Raw genomic sequence first — 23,134 nt, forward strand, 5'->3', positions numbered from 1 at the left:
AAAGCGGGGTCCAAAAGCGGGGTCAGGTCTGACATTTAGACACACAAAAGCGGGGTCAGGTCTGACATTTAGACACAAACTCATCCGCAGATGAACATTCTTACAGCGCACAAAAGCGCAAAGCGGGGTCAGGTCTGACATTTAGACACAAACTCATCCGCAGATGAACATTCTTACAGCGCACGTGAAACCCCATATTGATGAGCGCATGTCTGATTGTCAGACCTGACCCCCACTATTGATGAGCGCGTGTCTGATAGAAGCGGGGTCAGGTCTGACATTTAGACACAAACTCATCCGCAGATGAACATTCTTACAGCGCACGTGAAATCCCATATTGATGAGCGCGTGTCTGATTGTCAGACCTGACCCCAACTATGGAAGCTGGGGTGCGTCCAGTGGGCCGGCTTGCGCCCCATCCTTGCTCATCATCGCTGCACCCCTTGCTGTCGCCTAATCGTCCATCGGCCGGCGCGGGAAGGGAACGATCGCTTCCGACATCTGCAGTTCGGCGCTGGGCGTACGCCGCAAGCCGGGCTGGTCGAGCACGCGCGCGATGACCTCCGGCGGGACATGCATGTATTCCATGTAGTGCCGCGCCACCCTCTGGTCGCGCACCATCAGGATGTTCACCCCGCGCGTTACCACTTTTGCCGTTTCGACGTCTGTGCGCCTCTGCCGTTCACTCATGTCACGATCCGCTGGCCGAGCTGCGCAGGCCGGCGTCATTTTCAAAAGCCCACCATACACCCATTCGGCGGGACGCCGGCGAAAATTTTCCGCACCTGCTTCAGGACAATTTCTACAGGATACGGACCCTGGCACGAGGCGCCCTTGGCCTGCGCCGTCCGGCAGAGGCCTCTGCTAGACTCGGCCCAGACTCAACGGCCAGCAAGCATGGACACGACATTCGAACACGAGCGAACAGCCGGCATGTGCGTCCGGCCGCCTGCATGAGCGGGCCCACGCCAGCCACCGTCAAGGCCTGGTTCGCCGCGCGCGGCTGGACCGCCTTTCCCTTCCAGCGCAGCGTCTGGAAGGCGGCACTGGCCGGGCAATCCGGCCTGCTGCATGCGAACACGGGCGCCGGCAAGACCTTCGCGGTCTGGTTCGCGGCCCTGCAGCGCGGCTCGCTCGTCAAGGGACGCAAACCCGCCGGCCTGCGGGTCCTGTGGATCACCCCGATGCGCGCGCTGGCGGCCGACACCCTGCGCGCACTGGAGCAGTCGGCGGCGGAGCTGGCCCCCGACTGGACCATCGGCGCGCGCACCGGCGACACCGGTTCGGCCGAGCGCGCGCGCCAGTCGCGCAGCTGGCCCAGCGCCCTCGTCACCACCCCCGAAAGCCTGTCGCTGCTGCTCAGCCACGCGGCCGCGCAGGAGCAGTTCAAGAACCTCGACATGATCGTCATCGACGAGTGGCACGAACTGATGGGCAGCAAGCGCGGCGTGCAGGTGCAGCTGGCGCTGGCGCGCCTGCGCCATTGGCGCCCCGAGCTGGTGATCTGGGGCGTGTCGGCCACGATGGGCAACCTCGACCTCGCGCGCCAGGTACTGCTGGGCGGAGACGAAGGCGTGCTGGTCGAGGGCGACCTGCGCAAGCAGATCGTGGTCGACTGCCTGATCCCGGAGAACGTCGCGCGCTTCCCCTGGGGCGGGCACATGGGCCTGCAGATGCTCGGGCCCGTGATCCGCGAGATCGAGCACTACGAGGCCACGCTGGTGTTCACCAACACCCGCGCGCAGTCCGAGATCTGGTACCAGAACATCCTCGATGAAAGGCCCGACTGGGCCGGCGTGATCGCGCTGCACCATGGTTCGCTCGACCGCGAGGTGCGCGAGTGGGTCGAGATGGGCCTCAAGAAGGGCGAGCTGAAAGCCGTGATCTGCACCGCCAGCCTGGACCTCGGCGTCGATTTCCTGCCGGTCGAGCGCGTGCTGCAGGTCGGCAGCGCCAAGGGCATCGCGCGCCTGCTGCAGCGCGCCGGCCGCAGCGGCCATGCGCCGGGGCGGGTGTCGCGCGTGACCCTGGTGCCGACCAACAGCCTGGAATTGCTGGAGGCGGCCGCCGCCAGGAAGGCGGTGGCGGCGCGCCGCATCGAGGGCCGTTACGTGCCCAACAAACCCTTCGACGTGCTGGTACAGCATCTGGTCACGGTGGCGCTGGGCGGGGGCTTCCGCTCGGGCGAACTGTTCGAGGAAGTGAAGCGCGCCTGGTCCTACCGCCACCTGGACGAGGAAGAATGGCAGTGGGCGCTCGACTTCGTCGCGCGCGGCGGCCAGAGCCTGACCGTGTATCCCGAGTACCGCCGCGTGCTGCCGGACGAGGAGGGCGTCTACCGCGTGCCCGACACGGCCATCGGCCGGCGTCACCGGATGGGGATCGGCACCATCGTGTCCGACTCGACCATCTCGGTGAAGTACATGAGCGGGGGCCGCATCGGCAGCGTCGAGGAATCCTTCATCTCGCGCATGAAGCCGGGCGACCACTTCCTGTTTGGCGGGCGCATCCTCGAATTCGTGCGGGTCCACGAAATGACGGCCTTCGTCAAGCGCGCCACCACCAACCGCGGGGCGATCGCGCGCTGGGGCGGGGCCAAGATGCCGATGTCTTCCGAGCTGGCGCATGCGGCGCTGGAAGAGCTGCGCCTGGCCTCGCAAGGTATCTACGACAGCCCCGAGATGGAGTCCATTCGTCCGCTGATCGAGATCCAGTGCCGCTGGTCGGCGCTGCCGACCAGCGAGACCCTGGTCCTCGAAAGCATGAAGAGCCGCGAAGGCTGGCACCTGTTCGTCTATCCCTTTGCCGGGCGCTCGGTGCACATGGGACTGGCCTCGCTGTTCGCCTTTCGGCTCGGGCGCATGCAGCCCTCGACCTTCTCGATCGCGATTAACGATTACGGCTTCGAGTTGATGAGCCCTGAAGCGGTCGACTGGACCCGCATTTTCGAGGTCGCCACGGGCGCGGACGTGGACCTGTTCAGCACCGACTGTCTGCTCGAGGACGTGCTGGGCAGCCTGAACGCGACCCAGCTGTCGCAGCAGCGCTTCCGCGAGGTGGCGCGCATCGCCGGCCTGGTATTCCAGGGCTACCCGGGCCAGCCGAAATCGAACCGCCAGCTGCAGGCCTCCTCGTCCCTGTTCTTCGAGGTCTTCCGCAAGCACGACGCCGGCAACCTGCTGCTGACCCAGGCGCAGCGCGAAGTGCTGGAGCAGGAGCTGGAACTGACCCGCCTGCGCGAGACGCTCGAGGAGCTGCACGGGCGCCGCGTCGCCTTCCGCGAAGTGAAGCGCGCCACGCCCTTCGGCTTCGCCCTGATGGTCGAACGCTTCCGCGAGAAGGTCAGCACCGAGAAGCTGTCCGACCGCGTCGCGCGCATGGTGCGCGAACTGGAAAAGGCGGCCGCCGTATGAGCGGCGCCGGCGTGGCCGTCAGCGTCGCCGGAGAAACCGTGCTGCTGCTGCCGGAAAAGGCGCTGTACTGGCCGCACGAAAAGATGCTGGTGATCGCCGACATCCACTTCGGCAAGGCCGCGGCCTTCCGCGCGCTGGGCGTGCCGGTGCCGCGCGGGACCACCACCGAGAACCTGCTCGGGCTCGATGCCCTGGTCGATGCCCACGGGGCGCGCCACGTGGTCTTCCTGGGCGACTTCCTGCATGCCCGCGCGGCCCATGCCAGTGCCACCCAGGCGGCCATGCTGGCCTGGCGCGAACGGCGGCGCGATTTGCAACTCACCCTGGTGCGCGGCAACCACGACCGCCATGCGGGCGACCCGGCCGCGGCGCTCGGCATCGCCCTCGTCGACGAGCCGCATGTGCTGGGGCCCTTCGCCTTCTGCCACCATCCCGACCTCGATTCCCCGGGCTATGCGCTGGCCGGCCACATCCATCCGGTGTATGTGCTGGCGACCCGTTTCGACGCCTTGCGCCTGCCGTGCTTCGTGGTCGGTCAGGACCGCATGATCCTCCCATCCTTCGGCGCCTTCACCGGCGGCCATGCGATCCGCCCGGAACCGGGCGACCGCATCTACGTCAGCTCGGGCGAGGCGGTCCACTGCGTACGATAGCGTACCGACCCTTGCTGTGCTCGAGCGTACTGTCTTGTCAGACACAGAGGTGACCCTGTAAGCCATCGACAAGGGAGGAGAAGCCATGGTTTTCCGCAAGCTGCTGCAAGCCGCGTTCACCGCGCTGATTGCGCTCGGACCGGTCCTGACGGGTAGCGCCACCGTCCAGGCCCAGCAATACCAGAACAACCGCGCCTACGGGCCGGTCATCAACGGATTCAACGTGGAAGAGGTGCGCCGCCTGACGCCGGGCGTGGAGCTGCATTTCGACCTGTACGGCAGCCCGGGCGGCACCGCGACGCTGCGCATCGACGGCGCCACCCGCAACCTGAACCTGACCGAAGTCGAGCCGGGCCAGTACACCGGCACCTACACGATCGGCACCCATGACCGGATCCGCCCGGAAAGCGGCGTCACCGCCAACCTGCGCCTGGGCAACCAGGTCGCCACCAACCTGCTGAGCGAATCGCTGCTGCAGCCGAATGCGCCGCGCGGCCAGCGCCGCGGCGAGCTGGCGGGCGCGCCGGCAATCGAGCGTTTCGACGTGCAGGGCAGCCCCGACCTGAGCCCGGGCAACGAGCTGCGCTTCACGGTGTTCGGCACGCCGGGCGGCCGGGTCGAGGTCTCGGTTGCCGGCGCCCGCGGCGTGTTCTTCCTGCCGGAAGTGCGGCCGGGAGAATACGACGCGGTGTACACGATCCGCGCCGCCGACCGGATCGCGCCGGACAGCCGCGTGACCGCCACCATCCGCGCCAACGGCCGCTATGCGAGCAGCGTGCTGGGCCGTCCGCTGCTGGCGGGCGCCCGCGTGAGCGAACCACGCCAGGCGCGCTATTGCAGCAATTGCGCTGTGGTCGAGGCGGTCAACGTGATCGAAGTCTCGGGCAATGGTAATTACCTGGGCACGGCCGGCGGCGCCGTGGTGGGTGGCCTGCTCGGCAGCCAGGTCGGCAGCGGCAGCGGCCGTACCGCGGCCACGGTGGCCGGCGCGGTGGCGGGCGGCCTGGCCGGCCGCCAGGTCCAGCGCAATATGAACAAGGAGCAGCGTTACGAGGTGGTGGTGCGCTACGCGACCAGCGGTTCGACCCAGACCCTGCAGTTCGACAACGATCCGGGCTTCCGCCAGGGCGACCGGGTGCGGGTGAACAGGGGCGTGCTGTCGCGGGATGAGTGATCTGCAAAAGTAAAGGCCGGCTCCTTCGCAGGGGCCGGCCTTTGTTCTTGATCGGTCGGTTCAGGCCGTCGCCAGTACCTGGTCGTCGCCCGGCTGTTCGCTCTCGGCCTTCTGCTTGGCGCCGGCCTTGGCGCGCGAGCGCGAGGGCGGCAGGCGGCGCAGGGTCTTGAGCGCCTCGGCGTCCTTGATGCCGATGGTGCGCTGGTCGACGGTGATCAGGCCGATCTCGTTGAAGGCCGACAGGGTGCGGCTGACGGTTTCCAGGGTCAGGCCGAGGTAGCTGCCGATCTCGTGGCGGGTCATGCGCAGGTTGAACAGCTTGCTCGAGTAGCCCATCGCGGCGAAGCGGTCGGCCAGCGAGACCAGGAAGCGGGCCACGCGCGCCTCGGCCGACAGGGCGCCGAGCATGCCGATCATGGTCTGCTCGCGCACCAGTTCGCGGCTCATGACGCCGTACATCATGTTCTCGAGCTCGGCGTGGACGCGGCCGAGGGCGGTCAGTTTCTTGAAGGGCAGCAGGATCAGGTCGCAGTCGGACAGGGCCACGGCTTCGGAGGCGTAGTGGCGGGTGTGGATGCCGTCCACGCCCAGCATGTCGCCCTTCATCGGGAAGCTCAGTACCTGCTCGTTGCCGAATTCGTCGATGAGCACGGTTTTCAGGAAACCGGAGTTGACGATGTACAGGGTGTCGAAAGCCTGCCCGATGGTGTGGACGCGCTGCCCGGTCTTGAACTGGACATGCTGGAACAGCAGCTCTTCGGAGGTCACGGAGACGCTGGCCGGGATGCGCAGCAGGTCGCAGACTTCCTTGAGGTTGGACCAGAGGCGTCCCTGGCGCTGGCGGCCGGCTTCCATGGGGGAGTGCAGGGTCGGCTGGGTGACATTGCGTTGTTCTGATGTTGGCTGGGACTGCATGCTCATCTCCAGGTGAAAGACTCAGGGTTTCAGGCGGCGACCACAGGGCGGAGCAGGCAACCGGCGCTGTGGAGGAAGACCCCGCTGCAGGCTGGCTCACGCTGGGACTTGGATCGCAAGCAAGTCGAAACGCTGAATTCAGTATGCCAACACGAGTCCGGCACGGATATCAGCGATGGCTGAATATGTAGGTAGGAGAGATCGTCGGCTTGTAGGAATACTCCGACACACAGCGTTTGCTACAGAGGGAAGGGCCAGGCCGGTGCTATAGGAAAAGGGATGATGCCAGGCAGGCAAAGCGCCTGGGGGAGGGCGCTGGCGGGCACAAAATCGCCCGTGGGGTGTCTAAATCGTCTTAAGCTTTCATTGGGGACAGTAGTCGATGTGCAACGGCGTACTGGACCATTTCCGACAGCGAGGACATGCCCATCTTCTGCATGATGCGGGTCTTGTGGGTGCTGACCGTCTTGACCGACAGATGCAGATTATTCGCGATCTCGGTAATCGATTTCCCACCGACGAGTAGCGAAAACACCTCGAATTCGCGGTCCGACAGTTGTTTGTGCAGGAGCTGTTCGTTCGGCGCCATGATGTTCAGGGCCAGCTGTTCGGCGACTTCGGTACTGATATAAGGGCGCCCCGAGGCCACCTTGCGGATGGCGCCGACCAGCTGGGTGCCCGCGCTCTCCTTGGTGAGATAGCCTTGGGCGCCGGCGCGGATGGCCCGCACCGCATACTGCTCTTCCTCGTGCATGGTCAGGATCAGGATCGCCAGCTTGGGCGCTTCGCTGCGGACCTGGCGGATCAGGTCGACGCCGCTGCGGCCCGGCATCGACAGGTCGAGCAGCAGCAGGTCGAAGCCGCCCTGGCGAACCTGGGCCAGGACTTCGAAGCCGTTGGTCGCTTCTCCGGCGATCTCGATATCCGACGCACCGTCGAGGATGCGCTTGAGTCCTTCGCGCATGATGGTGTGGTCGTCAGCAATTACGATGCGAATCATAAAACCATCCTTCGGGGTGAAAGCGACAATGAACGATTCAGGCTAACACAGGACGCCAACGGCATTTGTCGTGCTTTCTCACCAGCCGTCCGGCGCTTCACGCGGGCGCCGGCTCGCTGATCAGGCGGTGCACCAGGACCGGCTTGGTCGTGTGCGACAGCACCTTGTTGGTCACGCTGCCCAGCAGCAACTGGCCCCAGCCGCTGCGGCCATGCGAGCCCATGAAGATCAGGTCGCAGCCTTCCTGCTCGGCGACGTCGACGATCTTCAGGGCCGCGGCGTCGGAAAACGCGGTCATGCAGGCATGCTTCAGGCCGGCGCCGGCGCAGGAACGCATGATCTTGCCCATGTACTCCTCGCCCATGCGGCGCATCTGCGCGATGTATTCCTCTTCGCTCGGGTAGGAGGGTGGAATGATTTCCACGTACACGGGATACTGGTAGTCGGGAGCGACGAACAGGGCCAGCACTTCGGCGCCCATCTGTTGCGCGAATTTGACGCCGGCGCAGGCCGTATGCTGCGACACGGCCGAGCCGTCGGTGGTGATCAGGATTTTGCGGTACATGGTTGACTCCTCCAATGGCCACGCCATTCTGGGGCGTCCGGGACGTGGCGGCGATTGCAAGAACGCAAACTGTTGAGCTCGATCAAACTTCAGACCCTTAATTCAGTGCAACAGTACACCGATGGGGTCATCACGTTACGAAAAACAACACCTCCCTTGTGTAAATATTCAGGAACCGCTGCATTTAATTGTCGCGGAATTAAGTTTCGCTGTCCATTTTGTTGCGACTCCTTCTCCGAGATTTACCTACGGCAACCACGCTGCTAAACTTCCATGCAGACTTGAACCATCCTGCATGGCGCCCGTGCGCGCCCGGATGGATGCAGTAAACACCGAATTGAAACGCTCATTGCGCACTTAAAGACACCATGGAGAAGCAGGGATTATGACCGACGCCGCTGACGATTTCGACGCACTATTCGAGGAAGTGGCGGCCCAGCGCGCCAGCGCTCCGGCTGCCCCGGCACCGGTGGCCGAGCCGGCGCCCGCGCCTGCCGCAGCCGCAGCCGACGAAGACGACCTCGAGTCCCTGTTCGACCAAGTGGCCGCATCGAGCGCCCCGGCCATCGCCGCCGCGGCAGCACCGGCGGCTGCGGTTGTCGCCGTGCCGGCTGCGGGCGCCGTGGCGGGTGACGGCGAGCACGCCATGTTCGAGCGCCTCGGCGGCATCGTGCGCCTGCTGCACGATTCGCTGCGCGAACTCGGCTACGACAAGGCGCTGACCGAGGCCTCGTCGGCCATCGTCGATGCCCAGGACCGTCTGGAATACGTCGCCACCCTGACCGAACAGGCCGCCAACAAGGTGCTGAACACCCTGGACGACGGCATGCCGGCCCAGGACCTGCTGTCGAAGCAGGCCAAGGACATGGAAAACCGCTGGGGCGACCTGTTCTCGGGCAAGCTGAGCCTGGACGAGTTCAAGGCCCTGGCCGGCGACTCGCGCCAGTTCGCGGCCAGCGTGAACGAAGCGACCGAAGCCGAGAAGGCGCGCCTGCTCGAGATCATGATGGCCCAGGACTTCCAGGACATCACCGGCCAGCTGATCAAGAAAGTGGTGAAGATCACCCAGACCGTCGAGCAGGAACTGGCGCAGCTGCTGCGCGACCACGCGCCGGCCGACCTGAAGGAAAAGCTGGCGAAGAAGGAAACTCCGCCGGTCGAAGTGCCGCTGATGCAGGGCCCGTCGGTGCCGGATACGGCGCTGAACCAGGACAACGTTGACGATCTTCTGGCCGATCTGGGATTCTAATGGACGATATGCTCAAGGACTTCGTCGTCGAGGCGATGGACCTTGCGGTGAATGTTGAAGAACATTTGCTGCGCCTCGAACGCGATCCGGACAACAAGGAAACGCTGAATGCGGTGTTCCGCTCCTTCCACACGATCAAGGGCGGCGCCGGCTTCATGGGCCTGCCCGCGCTGGTCGCGGCCTGCCACCTGACCGAAAACCTGTTCGACGCACTGCGCACCGGCGCCGCGCCGGTGACCCCGCTCGCGATCGAAGCGGCGCTCGAGGCCTCGGGCTTCGTGGCCGACCAGCTGAATGACCTGAACAACGGCACGCCGCCGGAAGGCCTGGCGTCGATGCCGGAAGCGCTCGAGCGCATCCTGACGGATGCGATCGAAGGCAAGGGCACGCCAAGCGCAGCACCGGCCGTACCGGCTCCGCTTGCTGCTGCTCCTGCAGCCGCTGCAGCGGCGCCAAGCGCTGCGCCGGTCGCCGCCGCTCCGGCCCCGGCCGCCAGCGATGATGGCCTCGACTGGGTCGCCATGTACAACGCCGTGGTACCGGCCAGCGCCGCGATCGCGGCAGGAGCGGCTTCCGCCGCAGCGGCCCCTGCGCCAGCCGCAGTGGCCCCGGCCGCCGCCGACGCCGCGCCCGCCGCCAGGGCCTCGGGCTGGGACGGCGTCGACCGCCGTTCGAACGACAAGGTCGCCGATGCGCGCGCCGCCGCGGCGCCGGCCAAGGACGAAAGCATCCGTATCGATGCGGTCAAGCTGGACGCGCTGCTGGAAGTGGCGGGCGAGTCGGTGCAGGCCGCCAACCAGGCCGCCGTGCTGCTCGAGCGCCTGCAGCAGTTCAAGTTCGAAGGTCCGGCCGCCGCCCTGATGGCGACGCTCACCGAGACCCTGGAACGCGCCTCGCGCTACTCGGCCGAACTGCAGCGCGCCACGCTGGCGACCCGCATGCAGCCGGTGGGCCGCCTGTTCCAGAAATTCCCGCGCCTGGTGCGCGAGCTGGCCAAGGACCTCGGCAAGGACGTCGAGCTGACCATCGAAGGCGCCGAGACCGAAGTCGACCGCGTCGTGGTGGACAGCCTGTACGACCCGCTGGTGCACATGCTGCGCAATGCGCTCGACCACGGTGTCGAGTCGCCGGAAGAGCGCGTCGCCGCCGGCAAGCCGGCCAAGGCCTTCATCCTGCTGAAAGCCTGGCAGGAAGCCAACAGCGTCATGATCGTGCTGCAGGACGACGGCAAAGGCATGGATCCGGTCAGGCTGCGCAAGAAGGCGATCGACAAGGGCCTGATCGGCGAGAATGGCGCCCCGAACGACGACGACGCCTACCAGCTGGTGTTCCTGCCGGGCTTCTCGACCAAGGAAGTGGCTTCCTCGGTCTCGGGCCGCGGCGTGGGCATGGACGTGGTCAAGACCGCGGTCGAGAAGAACCGCGGCGCGATCCGCATTGAGTCGCAGCTGGGCGCGGGCACGCGCTTCGCGATCCGTCTGCCGATCGAACTGTCGATCGTCCCGACCATGCTGGTGTCGACCTCGAGCGCCTCGCTGGCGCTGCCGATGGCCGTCGTCGAGCGCGTGGTCGAGCTGCCGGAAGAGTTCCAGTGCGTGGGCGGCGCCCCGGTGCTGAAGGACCAGGGCCGTCCGCTGCCGGTGCGTTCGCTGGCGCTGGCGCTGGGCTACGAAGCCTGCTCCGAGCGCGTCGGCATCGTCATCAACGCCCCGCAGCCCTACATCCTGGCGGTGGAAGCGGTGGACGGCACGGCCGACCTGGTGATCAAGCCGATGACCGCGCTGTCGGTCGAGGGCATCACCGGTACCGCGCGTTCGGCCGAGGGCGAACTGGTGCTGGTGGTCGGCCTGTCCTTCCTGATGGATGGCTGCCGCAGCAACGTGCGCCTCGCCGCGTAACGATTTTTCGTAGGGTGGGCGGGTCTCCCGCCCGCGCGTTCAACCAGCTTTTGGTCAGCCGCGACACTGATCATCGGTGATTGAACGCGCGGGCGGCATAGCCGCCCACCCTACAACTGCAGTCACGTAAGTAGTTACCGCAGTGCGCAATCGAACGATTGTTTCCGCTCTGTGGCAAAAGCGCATACAAAAGCCTGAGCAAGCCCGCTCAGGCTTTTTTTATTTGCATACTGACTTGTCTATGCAAATAACATTTGCCGGAAATTTCGTTTATTGGCAGAAAAATGCGTTGCCCCGGCTTGGTGCGGCAGTGCACAATTATGGCATAATCAAAAACCGTCCCCGCATAAGGGGTACCGCGCTCACCGGATAGACCATGCAAAAAACGCTCTACGACAAACTCTGGGATTCCCATGTCGTGCGTGCCGACGCTGATGGCACCACAGTCCTCTACATCGACCGCCACCTGGTGCACGAAGTCACCAGCCCGCAAGCCTTCGAGGGTCTGCGCGAGGCCGGCCGCGGACTATGGCGCACCTCGGCCAACCTGGCGGTGGCAGACCACAACGTGCCGACCACCGACCGTGCCCACGGCATCGCCGACCCGACCTCGCGCCTGCAGGTCGAGACCCTGGACGCCAATGCGAAGAGCTTCGGCCTCACCTACTTCAACATGAACGACAAGCGCCAGGGCATCGTCCACGTGATCGGCCCGGAGCAGGGCGCCACGCTGCCCGGCATGACGGTGGTCTGCGGCGACTCGCACACCTCGACCCACGGCGCCTTCGGCTGCCTGGCGCACGGCATCGGCACCTCGGAAGTCGAGCACGTGCTGGCCACCCAGACCCTGCTGGCCAAGAAGTCGAAGTCGATGCTGGTCCAGGTCGACGGCGAGCTGCCGCCGGGCGTCACCGCCAAGGACATCGTGCTGGCCGTGATCGGCAAGATCGGCACCGCCGGCGGCACCGGCTACGCCATCGAATTCGGCGGCTCGACCATCCGCGCGCTGTCGATGGAAGGCCGCATGACGGTCTGTAACATGGCGATCGAAGCGGGCGCACGCGCCGGCATGGTCGCGGTGGACGACACCACCATCGACTACGTGAAGGGCCGCCCGTTCTCGCCCAAGGGCGAGCAGTGGGAGCAGGCCGTCGCCTATTGGCGCAGCCTGCATTCGGACGAAGGCGCAAGCTTCGATACCGTCGTCACGCTCGATGCATCGGACATTCGCCCGCAGGTCACCTGGGGCACCTCGCCCGAGATGGTGACCTCGGTCGACGGCCGCGTGCCGGACCCGCGCGACGAGGCCGACGCGGTGCGCCGCGGCGCCATCGAAAAGGCGCTGGCCTACATGGACCTGGCGCCGAACACCCCGATCGACCAGATTAAAATCGACAAGGTCTTCATCGGTTCCTGCACCAATTCGCGCATCGAAGACCTGCGCGCCGCCGCCGAGGTCGTGCGCGGCCGCCAGCGCGCGCCCAACGTCAAGCTGGCGATGGTCGTGCCGGGCTCGGGCCTGGTCAAGGAACAGGCCGAGCGCGAAGGACTGGACCGCATCTTCGTCGACGCCGGCTTCGAATGGCGCGAGCCGGGCTGCTCGATGTGCCTGGCGATGAATGCCGACCGCCTGGAACCGGGCGAGCGCTGCGCCTCGACCTCGAACCGCAACTTCGAGGGACGCCAGGGGCAGGGCGGCCGCACCCACCTGGTGTCGCCCGCGATGGCGGCGGCGGCAGGAATCGCCGGCCACTTTGTCGACGTACGCGCACTCTGATGCGTTAATACCGCTTTAACCCGTAACAACAGGAAACATCATGAAGAAAGTCATCGCCCTCGCACTCGTCGCTCTCACCCTGGCAGGCTGCAACACCATCTCCGGCATCGGCCGCGATGTGCAGAAGGTTGGCCAGGTCGTCACCGGCGCCGGCGGCAAATAACAATTCAATAATAAGGAGCCGGAGCGACATGGACAAATTCACCGTACACGAAGGACTGGTGGCGCCGCTCGACCGCGCCAACGTCGACACCGACGCCATCATTCCGAAGCAGTTCCTGAAATCGATCCGCCGCACCGGCTTCGGCCCGAACCTGTTCGACGAGTGGCGCTACCTGGACCACGGCGAGCCGGGCCAGGATTGCAGCAGCCGCCCGGTGAACCCGGACTTCGTGCTGAACCAGCCGCGCTACGCGGGCGCCTCGATCCTGCTGGCCCGCAAGAACTTCGGCTGCGGCTCTTCGCGCGAGCACGCGCCCTGGGCCCTGCAGCAGTTCGGCTTCCGCGCCATCGTGGCGCCGAGCTTCGCCGACATCTTCTTCAACAACTGCTACAAGAGCGGCCTGCTGCCGATCGTCTTGTCCGAAGAAGAGGTGGACGGCCTGTTCAAGGCGGTGGACAGCACGCCCGGCTTCAAGCTGGTGGTCGATCTGGAAAAGCAGCGTATCGGCAGCGCCGACGGCAGCATCTCCTACGGCTTCGCGATCGACGACTTCCGCAAGTACTGCCTGCTGAACGGCCTGGACGACATCGGCCTGACCCTGCGCCACGCCGAGGACATCCGCACCTTCGAACAAGGCCACCTGGCTGCCCAGCCCTGGCTGGCGAATACCATCTGAACGAGAGAGACCGCATGAAAATCGCAATCCTGCCGGGTGACGGCATCGGCCCGGAGATCATGGCCCAGGCGGTCAAGGTCCTGAACGCCCTCGGTGAACCCTTCGAGATGGAAACCGCACAGGTCGGCGGCGCCGGCTACGCGGCCCACGGGCACCCGCTGCCGGAAGGCACCCTGAAGCTGGCGAAGGAAGCCGACGCGGTGCTGTTCGGCGCCGTCGGCGACTACAAGTACGACACGCTCGAGCGCGCGCTGCGTCCCGAGCAGGCCATCCTGGGCCTGCGCAAGGAGCTCGGCCTGTTCGCCAACCTGCGTCCGGCCATCCTGTATCCGGAACTTGCCGGCGCCTCGACGCTCAAACCCGAAGTCGTGTCCGGCCTGGACATCCTGATCATCCGCGAGCTCACCGGCGACATCTATTTCGGCAAGCCGCGCGGCGTGCGTGAATGCCCGGACGGGCCGTTTGCGGGCCAGCGCGAAGGTTTCGACACCATGCGCTATGCCGAAGGCGAGATCCGCCGCATCGCCCACGTGGCCTTCCAGGCCGCGCGCAAGCGCGACCGCCGCGTGACCAGCGTCGACAAGGCCAATGTGCTGGAAACCTTCCAGTTCTGGCGCGACATCGTCACCGAGGTGCACAAGGAGTACCAGGACGTCGAGCTCGAGCACATGTACGTCGATAACGCCGCCATGCAGCTGGTGCGGGCGCCGAAGAAGTTCGACGTCATCGTCACCGGCAACATGTTCGGCGACATCCTGTCGGACGCCGCCGCCATGCTGACCGGTTCGATCGGCATGCTGCCCTCGGCTTCGCTCGACGCGAACAACAAGGGCCTGTACGAGCCTTCGCATGGTTCGGCGCCCGACATCGCGGGCCAGGGCGTGGCCAATCCGCTGGCGACCATCCTGTCCGCCGCGATGATGCTGCGCTTTACGTTTGGGCGTACCGAGCAGGCCGACCGCATCGAGAACGCGGTCAAGCGCGTGCTGGCCCAGGGCCTGCGCACCCCCGACATTTATGAGGCAGGTACCAGCAAGGTCGGTACCGAAGAGATGGGCAACGCCGTAGTTGCGGCCCTCCAATAATTTTGAACATTCCAAGGGAAATAACATGAAACTCGTAGGCCTGGTAGGTTGGCGCGGCATGGTGGGCTCGGTCCTGATGCAGCGCATGCAGGAAGAGGGCGATTTCGACCACATCGAGCCGGTGTTCTTCACCACCTCGAACCCGGGCGGCGCCGCGCCGAAGATGGCGAAGAACGAAACCACGCTGAAGAGCGCGAGCGACATCGCCGAACTGTCGAAGTGCGAGATCATCATCTCCTGCCAGGGCGGCGACTACACCTCCGAGATCTTCCCGAAACTGCGCGCCAGCGGCTGGAACGGCTACTGGATCGACGCCGCCTCGACCCTGCGCATGAACGACGACGCCGTCATCGTGCTGGATCCGGTCAACAAGGAAGTCATCAAGAACGCCATGTCGCGCGGCGTGAAGAACTTCATCGGCGGTAACTGCACCGTGTCCTGCATGCTGATCGGCCTGGGCGGCCTGTTCGAGCAGGGCCTGGTCGAGTGGATGACCTCGATGACCTACCAGGCGGCATCGGGTGGCGGCGCCCAGCACATGCGCGAACTGCTGACCCAGTTCGGCACCATCAACGGCGCCGTCAAGCCGCTGCTGGACGACCCGGCCTCGGCCATCCTCGAGATCGACCGCACCGTGCTGGCCACCCAGCATGGCCTGTCGGCGGACGAGACCAAGCAGTTCGGCGTGCCGCTGGCCGGCAACCTGATCCCCTGGATCGACAAGGACCTGGGCAACGGCCAGTCGAAGGAAGAGTGGAAGGCCGGCGCCGAGACCAACAAGATCCTCGGCCGCGGCGAAGGCTTCAATACCAAGGCGATTCCGGTGGACGGCCTGTGCGTGCGCATCGGCGCGATGCGCTGCCATTCGCAGGCGCTGACCATCAAGCTGACCAAGGACGTGCCGCTGGATGAGATCAACGACATCATCGCCTCGCACAACCAGTGGGTGAAGGTGGTGCCGAACACCCGCGAAGCCTCGATGCGCGACCTGTCGCCGGCAGCCGTCACCGGCGGCCTGGGCATCCCGGTCGGCCGCCTGCGCAAGCTGGCCATGGGTGGCGATTACCTGTCGGCCTTCACTGTCGGCGACCAACTGCTGTGGGGCGCCGCCGAGCCGCTGCGCCGCATGCTGCGCATCGTGCTGGACAAGTAAGCATAGTCGGGGCCGGCCTGGCAGCCGGCCCCGTATTCGGTCATGTTGGCAGGCTTGCCACACCTCCTGCAAAATTGCTAAGCGCTTGTGACCAATCGCTATTAAATTCCCTCCGCATCGGTCATTCTGGCCACACATCCTCTCCAACTGCGCGCCCAGTGTGCGCCGGAAGCTTGCATGCTCCAGAGCATGATGATATGTTGAGACTCCCGGGAATTGTCTTTCCCCTGGCCAACTTCTTTCACTGCGAACTATGCATCTTCCTCAACGTCCTCCGCTCATGGCATTTGCGCTGAAATCAGTCACCGCGGCCGTGGCCAGCGCCGTGCTCCTGTCGTCCGCCGCTCACGCTGCTGGCCTCGGGAAACTGACGGTGTTGTCGGCACTCGGCCAGCCCTTGCGCGCCGAGATCGAACTGACGACGACCGCCGGCGAAGATGCCTCCAGCCTGGCAGTGAAACTGGCCTCTACGGAAGCTTTCCGCGCGGCGAACATCGAATTCAACCCGGCGCTGCTGTCGCTGCGCTTCAACGTCGAGCAGCGCGCCGGCCGCCAGTTCATCCGCGTGAGCTCGACCCAGCCGCTGAACGAGCCTTTCGTGGACATGCTGCTCGAGCTGTCCTGGAACAACGGCCGCCTGGTGCGCGAGTACACCTTCCTGCTCGACCCGGCCGAACTGCGCAGCACCCAGTCGGCCCAGGCGGCGGCGGAAACCCGCCCGGCAACGCCGGCGGTCCAGCCGCGCGCGGCCGCGCCCCAGCCCGCCGCCGTCCAGCCGGCTGCCCAGCAGCCGCAGGCCGAGCCGGCTCGCCGTGAAGCGCCGGCGCCGCGTGCGGCAGCCGTCGACACCCCGTCGAGCTACCGCGTGCGCCAGGGCGACACCCTGGGCAAGATCGCGGCCAAGCTCAAGCCGGCCGACATCTCGCTCGACATGATGCTGGTGGCGCTGTACCGCGCCAATCCGGACGCCTTTATCGGCAACAACATGAACCGCCTGAAGTCGGGCCAGATCCTGTCGGTGCCGGACTCGGATGCCCTGCGCGGGACCGCTGACGCCGAGGCGCGCGGCGTCGTGGTCGCGCATGCGGCCGACTTCAACGCCTACCGCAACAAGCTGGCGGGCCAGGTGGCCAACGCCGCCCCGCAGCGCACGCCGCAGGCCGGCCAGAGCGCGGCCGGCAAGATCACCGCCAAGGTCGAGGAACGCCCGACCGCCGCCAACGAATCGCAGGATCAGCTGCGCCTGTCGAAAGCCACCCAGGCCGCCGCCGGCGCGGGCGGCGCGACCGCGAACGCCGAAGACGCCATCGCGCGCGAACGCGAACTGGAGCAGGCCCAGGCCCGCGTCAAGGAACTCGAAAAGAACGTCAACGAGCTCGAACAGCTGATGACGGTGAAGAGCCGTTCCGGCAGCGACGTACAGAACACGGCCGCCGCCGGCGCCGCCGGCGCTGCCGCCGGTACCGCGGCAGTCCCGCCGGCCAAGCCGGCCGCGCAGCCCAAGCCGAAGACCCCGGCGCCGGCCCAGCCGGAAGAGAAGGGCTTCGCCGACACGCTGATGGACAACATCAACGTCGTCGCGGGCGGCGCCCTCATCCTGCTGCTGGCCGCGCTGGGCATCTCGCAGCGCCGCAAGAAGCAAAAGAAGGAAGATCCCAAGACCGTGATCGTCGAGCCCTCGGTGATGGGCGTGCCGACCAAGGCTGCGCACTCGCTGTTCGCGGAAGCGGGCGGCCAGAGCGTCGATACCAGCAACAGCGTGTTCAATTCCAGCTTCGCGCCGTCGGCCTCGCAGCTCGACACCAATGAAGTCGATCCGGTCGCGGAAGCCGACGTCTACATCGCCTACGGCCGTGACGCCCAGGCCGAAGAGATCCTGAAGGAAGCGCTGCGTACCCATCCCGAGCGCCATCCGGTGCGCCTGAAGCTGCTCGAGATCTACGCGGCGCGCAAGGACCTGCGCGCCTTCGAAACCCAGGCCGGCGAGCTGTATGGCCTGACGCGCGGCCATGGCGACGAATGGACCCAGGCCGCGGCGCTCGGCCTGAGCATCGACCCGAGCAATCCGCTGTACGCGAGCGCGGCCAGCGCCGCGCCGGTGGCACCGGCCCCGAGCCCGCAGGAACGCGACCAGCAGTCGCTGCTGTCGCAGCAGCTGGAGGCTTCCTTCCGCTCGGGCGGCGCATCCGGCGCTCCGGCCGCAGCCCTCGGCGCAGGCGCCATGGCTGGCGCTGCCTATGCCGCGCTGGACCACGACGAGCAGGACGCGACCGCCGTGCCGGTGGCCGAAGCCGTGGCCGAGCAGCGTACCGATGACAACTCGCTCGACTTCGACCTCGGCGGCCTGAGCTTCGAGCCGGTCGCCAGCGGCGAGCCGATCGCCATGACGGGCCCGGACGCCGCACAGGACGAGACTGCCGTTCCGGAGCTCGACTTCGCGCTTGATCCGGTCACGCCGGCCGACGTCACCGCCGCGCCGGCGCCGGCCTCGGAAGAACCCTTCGATCTCGCCTTCGACATGAACTTCGGCGAACCGGAAGCTGCCGCGCAGCCCGAGGTCCGTGATGCGGTACCGGCGATGTCGCCGGTCGACATGGCCGGACTGGCCGCGGAATTCGACCTGCCGCCGCTGCCGGCGGTGGACGAAGACGCCGTGCCGCCTGCCGCTGCGGCTGCGGAACACGATCCGCTGTTCGACCTCGACACCATGGACTTCGGCTTGCCGGCGACCCCGGCGCAGCCGGCCGCCGTGGCCGAGGCGACCCCGTTCCACGAAGAGGTGCCGGCGATCCTCGGCGCGCCGGTGTCAAACCCGGCGCTCGGCGCGGACGACCCGCTGTTCGACCTCGACACCATGGACTTCGGCAGCCCGGCCGAACCGGTCGCCGCGCCGACCCTGGGCCAGCCGGCGGTCGAGCCCTTCGATTTCGACGCGCCGCCGGCCGCCGCGGCCGCACCGGCGGAAGAAGCGTTCGCCTTCGACATGCCGCCGGCCACCGAGGACGACCCGTTCGCGCTGCCGGAAGTCCCGGCGATCGCGCCGGCCGAACAAGCCGCTCCGACCCCGGTCGAGCCGTCCTTCGACCTGGCCGACATCGACCTCGACCTGAGCCCGTTCGAACAGCCTGCGCTTGCCGATGCGGCGCTGCCGGAAGCCGGCGAGGCGCTCGAGCCGGCCGCGCTCTCGCCCGAACACATGGAAATGGAAACCAAGCTCGATCTCGCAATCGCCTACCAGGAAATCGGCGACAAGGAAGGTGCGCGCGAGTTGCTCGATGAAGTCATCAAGGGTGGCAGCAGCGAACAGGTGAGCAAGGCCAGCGCGATGCGCTCCCTGCTCGCGTGAGGCGCATCGCACTTGGTGTCCAGTATGTAGGCACCGCCTGGAACGGCTACCAGAAGCAGCCGGCGCGCAACACGGTCCAGGACCGGCTCGAGATCGCCCTCGAGAAGTTCGCCTGCACGTTCTTGGGAACCACCTGCGCCGGCCGCACCGACGCCGGCGTGCACGGCATCGAGCAGGTAGTCCACTTCGACACGGAGCTCGACCGCACCATGCAGAGCTGGGTGCGCGGCGTGAACGCCTTCCTGCCCGAGTCGATCGTGGTGCGTTGGGCGCACGAGGTCAAGCCCGACGCCGACGGCCTGGAGTTCCACGCGCGCTTCTCGGCGCGCTCGCGCACCTACCACTACGTGCTCTACAACCACCCGAACCCCTCGGCGCTGCTGGCCGGGCGGGCAGGGTGGACCTTCCGCCCGCTCGACGTCGAGCGCATGGTGGAAGCCGGACAGCACCTGATCGGCGAGCACGATTTCTCGGCCTTCCGCGCCTCCGGCTGCCAGGCGAATTCTCCCGTCAAGCAGATGCACGAGGTGAGCATCCGGCGCTACGGCGACGTGATCGTGTTCACGGTGCGCGCCAGCGCCTTCCTCCACCACATGGTGCGCAACATCGTCGGCTCGCTCATCTACGTGGGCACCGGCCGCAACGAACCGGGCTGGATGAAAGAGGTGCTGGAGAGCCGCTCGCGCGACGTCGCCGCGCCGACCTTCATGCCGGACGGCCTGTACCTGGCCAAAATCGATTACGATCCCAAGTGGGGATTGCCGCAAGAGCCGGCATCGCCTTTACCCTGGTTGTAAGGATCGACATGCAACGCACCCGTATCAAGATTTGCGGCATCACGCGCGAGGAAGACCTGCGCGCGGCCGTTACTGCCGGCGCCGATGCCCTGGGTTTCGTGTTCTACCCGAAGAGCCCGCGCTACGTGACGCCCGCCCAGGCCGCTGAGCTATGCAGGGCGCTGCCGCCCTACGTCAGCGCGGTGGCGCTGTTCGTCAACGCGACGGTGGACGAGCTGAGGGCGGTTGCCGAGGGCGCGCCGCTGTCGCTGATCCAGTTCCATGGCGACGAAACGGCCGAGGAATGCGCGCTGCTGGCCGCGGCGGTATCGCGTCCCTTCGTGCGGGCCTTCCGCGTCAGGCCGGACACGAGCCCGGACGAACTGCTAGAATATGAGCGCACATACCGCGCCGCCAGTCCCTGGTTCTCCGGCCTCCTGCTGGACACCTGGGTGGACGCCTACGGCGGCGCAGGAAAGGTTTTTGATTGGTCTCTAGTCCCAAAAGAGCTCGCGCCTCGGGTCGTTTTGAGTGGTGGCTTGAACGTACAAAACGCGACTGACGCGATCGTACGTGTTCGCCCGTTCGCGGTCGACGTCAGCAGTGGCGTCGAAGCGCAGAAGGGCATCAAGGACGCCCGCAGGATTGCCGACTTCGTCGGCGCCGTGCGGGCCGCCGACGCCATCATATCGAGTGAGAACCATCATGAAAGATCGTCCTAGCGGAAACACTCCGCTGTTCCAGACCCCTGACTACCAGCTGCCCGACGCTACCGGGCACTTCGGCCCCTACGGCGGCAGCTTCGTCGCCGAGACCCTCTCGCATGCCCTGGCCGAGCTGAACGAAGCCTACGCGCGCTACGCGAACGACCCCGAATTCCTCGAGGAATTCCGCTACGAGCTGGCCCACTTCGTTGGCCGTCCCTCGCCGGTGTACCACGCGAAGCGCTGGTCCGAGCAGACCGGCGGCGCCCAGATCTTCTTCAAGCGCGAAGACCTGAACCACACCGGCGCGCACAAGATCAACAACGTGATCGGCCAGGCCCTGCTGGCGCGCCGCATGGGCAAGAAGCGCATCATCGCCGAAACCGGCGCCGGCCAGCATGGCGTGGCCACGGCCACCATCTGCGCGCGCTTCGGCATGGAGTGCGTGGTCTACATGGGCAGCGAAGACGTCAAGCGCCAGGCCCAGAACGTCTACCGCATGAAACTGCTGGGCGCGACCGTGGTGCCGGTGGAATCCGGCTCCAAGACCCTGAAGGACGCGCTCAACGAAGCGATGCGCGACTGGGTCACCAACATCGAAAACACCTTCTACATCATCGGCACCGTGGCCGGTCCGCACCCCTATCCGATGATGGTGCGCGACTTCCAGTCGGTGATCGGCGAGGAATGCCGCGTGCAGATGCCGGCCATGACCGGCCGCCAGCCGGACTACGTGCTGGCCTGCGTCGGCGGCGGTTCGAATGCGATGGGCATCTTCTACCCCTACATCGACGAGCCGGGCGTCAAGCTGGTCGGCGTCGAGCCGGCGGGCGAGGGCCTCGAGACGGGCAAGCATGCGGCCTCCCTGAGCGCCGGCATCCCGGGTGTCCTGCACGGCAACCGCACCTACCTGCTGCAGGATGAGAACGGGCAGATCATCGAGACGCATTCGGTGTCGGCCGGCCTGGATTATCCGGGCGTGGGACCGGAACACGCCTGGCTGAAGGACATCAAGCGCGCCGAGTACGTGTCGATCACGGACGAGGAAGCGCTGGCGGCCTTCCACGACTGCTGCCGCATCGAGGGGATCATCCCGGCGCTGGAATCCTCGCACGCGATCGCCTATGCGGTGAAGCTGGCGGCCACGCTGCCGAAGGATCAGCTCATCCTGGTCAACCTGTCGGGCCGCGGCGACAAGGACATGCACACGGTGGCGCAGAGGATGGGGCTGGATTTCAGCTGACCATCCCTTTCGCAGCTTCCGTGAACCTCGACTAGAAAGAACAGCATGTCCCGTATCGCATCGACCTTTGCCGCGCTCAAGGCGCAGAACAAGACCGGCCTCGTCACCTTCATCACCGCCGGCGACCCCGGCCCCGAACTGACCGTGCCCCTCATGCACGCCCTGGTGGAGGGCGGCGCCGACGTCCTGGAACTGGGCGTCCCGTTTTCCGACCCGATGGCCGAAGGCCCGGTGATCCAGCGCGCCTGTGAGCGCGCACTCAAGTTCAACATCGGCCTGCCGGACGTCTTCAATTTCGTGCGCGAGTTCCGCAAGACGAACAGCAGCACGCCGGTGGTCCTGATGGGCTACGCCAACCCGATCGAGCGCATCGGCCCGGACAACTTCATCCGCTGCGCGAACGAAGCCGGTGCCGACGGCGCGATCGTGGTCGACTATCCGCCGGAGGAGTGCGCGGCCTTCGCCGAAGCCATGCGCGCGAACGAGCTCGACCTGATTTTCCTGCTTGCCCCGACTTCGACCACGAAGCGCGTGCAGCAGGTGGCGCAGTACGGCAGCGGCTTCAGCTACTACGTCTCGCTGAAGGGCGTCACCGGCGCCGGCACGATCGACACGGCTGACGTGGCGCGCCGCGTGGCCGCGATCCGTGAGCACGTCAAGCTGCCGATCGGCGTCGGCTTCGGCATCCGCGACGGCGCCACGGCGCGTGCAGTGGCGGAAGTGGCGGACGCGGTCGTGATCGGCAGCCGCATCATCCAGGAGCTGGAGTCCGTGCCGAAGGACCAGGCCGTGGAAGCGGTGCGGACCTTCACTGCGGGCATCCGCAGCGCCCTGGACGCCTGAACGAAGGTTGCCTTCGCGCAAGACGCGGTTTGTGCTGCCGCGTCTTGTCCTGTCAGGCATGGCGGTACATTGGATTCGTTGTTTCCCATAAACAATCTTTTGGACCTCTCCATGAAAAAACAGATCGTGAATGTATCCGTAGTCCAGTCAGCCAAAGTCCTGGCAGTGTTGTACATGCTGATTTCCCTGCCCGTGCTCGCCGTCATGGCGGTGATCGGCGTATTTGCCGGCAACGTTGGCTCGGCCATTCTGATGCTGCTGATTGCGCCGCTGATCTACGGCCTGATCACCTTCCTCTGCACGGGCCTGCTGGCCTGGCTGTATAACCTGGTAGCTCGGCGGCTTGGCGGCCTGGAATTCAGCACCGAGGAATTGTCCAGCACCAGTGCCAAGGCTTGATTCACATTGGTGGCGGGTCTGCCGCCACCGATCAGTCAGCTCGGGGACGCTCATCGGAGCGTCCCTTTTTCTAATGGGGCGGAGTTGAAGGAATGATAATTG

The 23,134-nt window shown here is 66.1% G+C and carries 20 protein-coding genes; 16 read left to right on the forward strand and 4 right to left on the reverse strand.

The window, feature by feature from the left end; translation table 11 throughout:
* Positions 1 to 453: 453 nt before the first annotated feature.
* Positions 454 to 690, reverse strand: coding sequence for a hypothetical protein (locus tag ACSQ25_RS06590; protein ID WP_436104911.1), 237 nt, complete (start codon positions 688 to 690; stop codon positions 454 to 456).
* A 263-nt stretch (positions 691 to 953) separates the two neighbouring features.
* Between ACSQ25_RS06590 and ACSQ25_RS06595 the strand changes: the two genes are divergently transcribed.
* The 3 genes from ACSQ25_RS06595 (at position 954) to ACSQ25_RS06605 (ending at position 5,240) form a co-directional block, all read left to right on the forward strand.
* Complete coding sequence (locus tag ACSQ25_RS06595) at positions 954 to 3,413, forward strand: ligase-associated DNA damage response DEXH box helicase (RefSeq protein WP_436104912.1); 2,460 nt, start codon at positions 954 to 956, stop codon at positions 3,411 to 3,413.
* On the forward strand, positions 3,410 to 4,066 hold the full coding sequence (pdeM, locus tag ACSQ25_RS06600) for a ligase-associated DNA damage response endonuclease PdeM (RefSeq protein ID WP_436104913.1): 657 nt from the start codon (positions 3,410 to 3,412) through the stop codon (positions 4,064 to 4,066). The genes ACSQ25_RS06595 and pdeM overlap by 4 nt, the downstream gene beginning before the upstream one ends.
* Positions 4,067 to 4,151: 85 nt before the next feature.
* On the forward strand, positions 4,152 to 5,240 hold the full coding sequence (locus ACSQ25_RS06605; protein WP_436104914.1) for a glycine zipper 2TM domain-containing protein: 1,089 nt from the start codon (positions 4,152 to 4,154) through the stop codon (positions 5,238 to 5,240).
* A gap of 60 nt (positions 5,241 to 5,300) precedes the next feature.
* On the opposite strand, the gene ACSQ25_RS06610 is transcribed toward ACSQ25_RS06605, so the two are convergent.
* The 3 genes from ACSQ25_RS06610 to ACSQ25_RS06620 all read right to left on the reverse strand — a co-directional run bounded on the left by ACSQ25_RS06610 (position 5,301) and on the right by ACSQ25_RS06620 (position 7,720).
* Complete coding sequence (locus ACSQ25_RS06610) at positions 5,301 to 6,095, reverse strand: Crp/Fnr family transcriptional regulator (protein WP_436108032.1); 795 nt, start codon at positions 6,093 to 6,095, stop codon at positions 5,301 to 5,303.
* Positions 6,096 to 6,510: 415 nt separating this feature from the next.
* Positions 6,511 to 7,155 carry a response regulator gene (locus ACSQ25_RS06615; protein WP_436104915.1) on the reverse strand — a complete coding sequence of 215 codons (645 nt, stop codon included), beginning with the start codon at positions 7,153 to 7,155 and terminating at the stop codon, positions 6,511 to 6,513.
* A 97-nt stretch (positions 7,156 to 7,252) separates the two neighbouring features.
* Positions 7,253 to 7,720, reverse strand: coding sequence for a universal stress protein (locus ACSQ25_RS06620; RefSeq protein ID WP_436104916.1), 468 nt, complete (start codon positions 7,718 to 7,720; stop codon positions 7,253 to 7,255).
* Positions 7,721 to 8,105: 385 nt separating this feature from the next.
* Here ACSQ25_RS06620 and ACSQ25_RS06625 point away from each other — a divergent pair, with 385 nt between their 5' ends.
* The 13 genes from ACSQ25_RS06625 (at position 8,106) to ACSQ25_RS06685 (ending at position 23,032) form a co-directional block, all read left to right on the forward strand.
* The gene (locus tag ACSQ25_RS06625; protein WP_436104917.1) at positions 8,106 to 8,969 is read left to right on the forward strand and encodes a protein phosphatase CheZ; all 864 of its coding nucleotides are present in this window, start codon (positions 8,106 to 8,108) and stop codon (positions 8,967 to 8,969) included.
* Positions 8,969 to 10,867 (forward strand): chemotaxis protein CheA, encoded by a 1,899-nt coding sequence (locus tag ACSQ25_RS06630; protein ID WP_436104918.1) that lies wholly within the window; start codon positions 8,969 to 8,971, stop codon positions 10,865 to 10,867. The genes ACSQ25_RS06625 and ACSQ25_RS06630 overlap by 1 nt, the downstream gene beginning before the upstream one ends.
* A 376-nt stretch (positions 10,868 to 11,243) precedes the next feature.
* On the forward strand, positions 11,244 to 12,644 hold the full coding sequence (gene leuC, locus ACSQ25_RS06635; RefSeq protein WP_436104919.1) for a 3-isopropylmalate dehydratase large subunit: 1,401 nt from the start codon (positions 11,244 to 11,246) through the stop codon (positions 12,642 to 12,644).
* Positions 12,645 to 12,684: 40 nt separating this feature from the next.
* Positions 12,685 to 12,807 carry a lipoprotein gene (locus tag ACSQ25_RS06640; protein WP_436104920.1) on the forward strand — a complete coding sequence of 41 codons (123 nt, stop codon included), beginning with the start codon at positions 12,685 to 12,687 and terminating at the stop codon, positions 12,805 to 12,807.
* A gap of 28 nt (positions 12,808 to 12,835) precedes the next feature.
* Complete coding sequence (gene leuD / locus ACSQ25_RS06645; RefSeq protein ID WP_436104921.1) at positions 12,836 to 13,483, forward strand: 3-isopropylmalate dehydratase small subunit; 648 nt, start codon at positions 12,836 to 12,838, stop codon at positions 13,481 to 13,483.
* Between the two features lie 14 nt (positions 13,484 to 13,497).
* Positions 13,498 to 14,568, forward strand: coding sequence for a 3-isopropylmalate dehydrogenase (gene leuB / locus ACSQ25_RS06650; RefSeq protein ID WP_436104922.1), 1,071 nt, complete (start codon positions 13,498 to 13,500; stop codon positions 14,566 to 14,568).
* Positions 14,569 to 14,593: 25 nt separating this feature from the next.
* Complete coding sequence (asd, locus tag ACSQ25_RS06655; protein ID WP_436104923.1) at positions 14,594 to 15,721, forward strand: aspartate-semialdehyde dehydrogenase; 1,128 nt, start codon at positions 14,594 to 14,596, stop codon at positions 15,719 to 15,721.
* 280 nt (positions 15,722 to 16,001) lie between these two features.
* Positions 16,002 to 19,067, forward strand: coding sequence for a FimV/HubP family polar landmark protein (locus ACSQ25_RS06660; RefSeq protein WP_436104924.1), 3,066 nt, complete (start codon positions 16,002 to 16,004; stop codon positions 19,065 to 19,067).
* Complete coding sequence (gene truA / locus ACSQ25_RS06665) at positions 19,064 to 19,864, forward strand: tRNA pseudouridine(38-40) synthase TruA (protein ID WP_436104925.1); 801 nt, start codon at positions 19,064 to 19,066, stop codon at positions 19,862 to 19,864. The genes ACSQ25_RS06660 and truA overlap by 4 nt, the downstream gene beginning before the upstream one ends.
* A gap of 8 nt (positions 19,865 to 19,872) precedes the next feature.
* Positions 19,873 to 20,565, forward strand: coding sequence for a phosphoribosylanthranilate isomerase (locus tag ACSQ25_RS06670; RefSeq protein ID WP_436104926.1), 693 nt, complete (start codon positions 19,873 to 19,875; stop codon positions 20,563 to 20,565).
* Complete coding sequence (trpB, locus tag ACSQ25_RS06675) at positions 20,549 to 21,790, forward strand: tryptophan synthase subunit beta (RefSeq protein ID WP_436104927.1); 1,242 nt, start codon at positions 20,549 to 20,551, stop codon at positions 21,788 to 21,790. The genes ACSQ25_RS06670 and trpB overlap by 17 nt, the downstream gene beginning before the upstream one ends.
* A gap of 45 nt (positions 21,791 to 21,835) precedes the next feature.
* Positions 21,836 to 22,633: a tryptophan synthase subunit alpha gene (gene trpA / locus ACSQ25_RS06680; RefSeq protein WP_436104928.1), complete on the forward strand. Its 798-nt coding sequence runs from the start codon at positions 21,836 to 21,838 to the stop codon at positions 22,631 to 22,633.
* A 111-nt stretch (positions 22,634 to 22,744) separates the two neighbouring features.
* Positions 22,745 to 23,032, forward strand: coding sequence for a hypothetical protein (locus tag ACSQ25_RS06685; protein ID WP_436104929.1), 288 nt, complete (start codon positions 22,745 to 22,747; stop codon positions 23,030 to 23,032).
* Positions 23,033 to 23,134 lie beyond the last annotated feature (102 nt).

The sequence above is a fragment of the Massilia sp. LjRoot122 genome (assembly GCF_964252725.1).
Classification (GTDB): Bacteria; Pseudomonadota; Gammaproteobacteria; order Burkholderiales; family Burkholderiaceae_D; genus Telluria.

Excerpts from the sequence above, each read along its gene's own strand:
- ACSQ25_RS06590 (WP_436104911.1), bottom strand. The coding sequence starts at position 690 with ATGAGTGAACGGCAGAGGCGCACAGACGTCGAAACGGCAAAAGTGGTA.
- ACSQ25_RS06595 (WP_436104912.1), top strand. The coding sequence starts at position 954 with ATGAGCGGGCCCACGCCAGCCACCGTCAAGGCCTGGTTCGCCGCGCGC.
- pdeM (WP_436104913.1), top strand. The coding sequence starts at position 3,410 with ATGAGCGGCGCCGGCGTGGCCGTCAGCGTCGCCGGAGAAACCGTGCTG.
- ACSQ25_RS06605 (WP_436104914.1), top strand. The coding sequence starts at position 4,152 with ATGGTTTTCCGCAAGCTGCTGCAAGCCGCGTTCACCGCGCTGATTGCG.
- ACSQ25_RS06610 (WP_436108032.1), bottom strand. The coding sequence starts at position 6,095 with ATGGAAGCCGGCCGCCAGCGCCAGGGACGCCTCTGGTCCAACCTCAAG.
- ACSQ25_RS06615 (WP_436104915.1), bottom strand. The coding sequence starts at position 7,155 with ATGATTCGCATCGTAATTGCTGACGACCACACCATCATGCGCGAAGGA.
- ACSQ25_RS06620 (WP_436104916.1), bottom strand. The coding sequence starts at position 7,720 with ATGTACCGCAAAATCCTGATCACCACCGACGGCTCGGCCGTGTCGCAG.
- ACSQ25_RS06625 (WP_436104917.1), top strand. The coding sequence starts at position 8,106 with ATGACCGACGCCGCTGACGATTTCGACGCACTATTCGAGGAAGTGGCG.
- ACSQ25_RS06630 (WP_436104918.1), top strand. The coding sequence starts at position 8,969 with ATGGACGATATGCTCAAGGACTTCGTCGTCGAGGCGATGGACCTTGCG.
- leuC (WP_436104919.1), top strand. The coding sequence starts at position 11,244 with ATGCAAAAAACGCTCTACGACAAACTCTGGGATTCCCATGTCGTGCGT.
- ACSQ25_RS06640 (WP_436104920.1), top strand. The coding sequence starts at position 12,685 with ATGAAGAAAGTCATCGCCCTCGCACTCGTCGCTCTCACCCTGGCAGGC.
- leuD (WP_436104921.1), top strand. The coding sequence starts at position 12,836 with ATGGACAAATTCACCGTACACGAAGGACTGGTGGCGCCGCTCGACCGC.
- leuB (WP_436104922.1), top strand. The coding sequence starts at position 13,498 with ATGAAAATCGCAATCCTGCCGGGTGACGGCATCGGCCCGGAGATCATG.
- asd (WP_436104923.1), top strand. The coding sequence starts at position 14,594 with ATGAAACTCGTAGGCCTGGTAGGTTGGCGCGGCATGGTGGGCTCGGTC.
- ACSQ25_RS06660 (WP_436104924.1), top strand. The coding sequence starts at position 16,002 with ATGGCATTTGCGCTGAAATCAGTCACCGCGGCCGTGGCCAGCGCCGTG.
- ACSQ25_RS06670 (WP_436104926.1), top strand. The coding sequence starts at position 19,873 with ATGCAACGCACCCGTATCAAGATTTGCGGCATCACGCGCGAGGAAGAC.
- trpB (WP_436104927.1), top strand. The coding sequence starts at position 20,549 with ATGAAAGATCGTCCTAGCGGAAACACTCCGCTGTTCCAGACCCCTGAC.
- trpA (WP_436104928.1), top strand. The coding sequence starts at position 21,836 with ATGTCCCGTATCGCATCGACCTTTGCCGCGCTCAAGGCGCAGAACAAG.
- ACSQ25_RS06685 (WP_436104929.1), top strand. The coding sequence starts at position 22,745 with ATGAAAAAACAGATCGTGAATGTATCCGTAGTCCAGTCAGCCAAAGTC.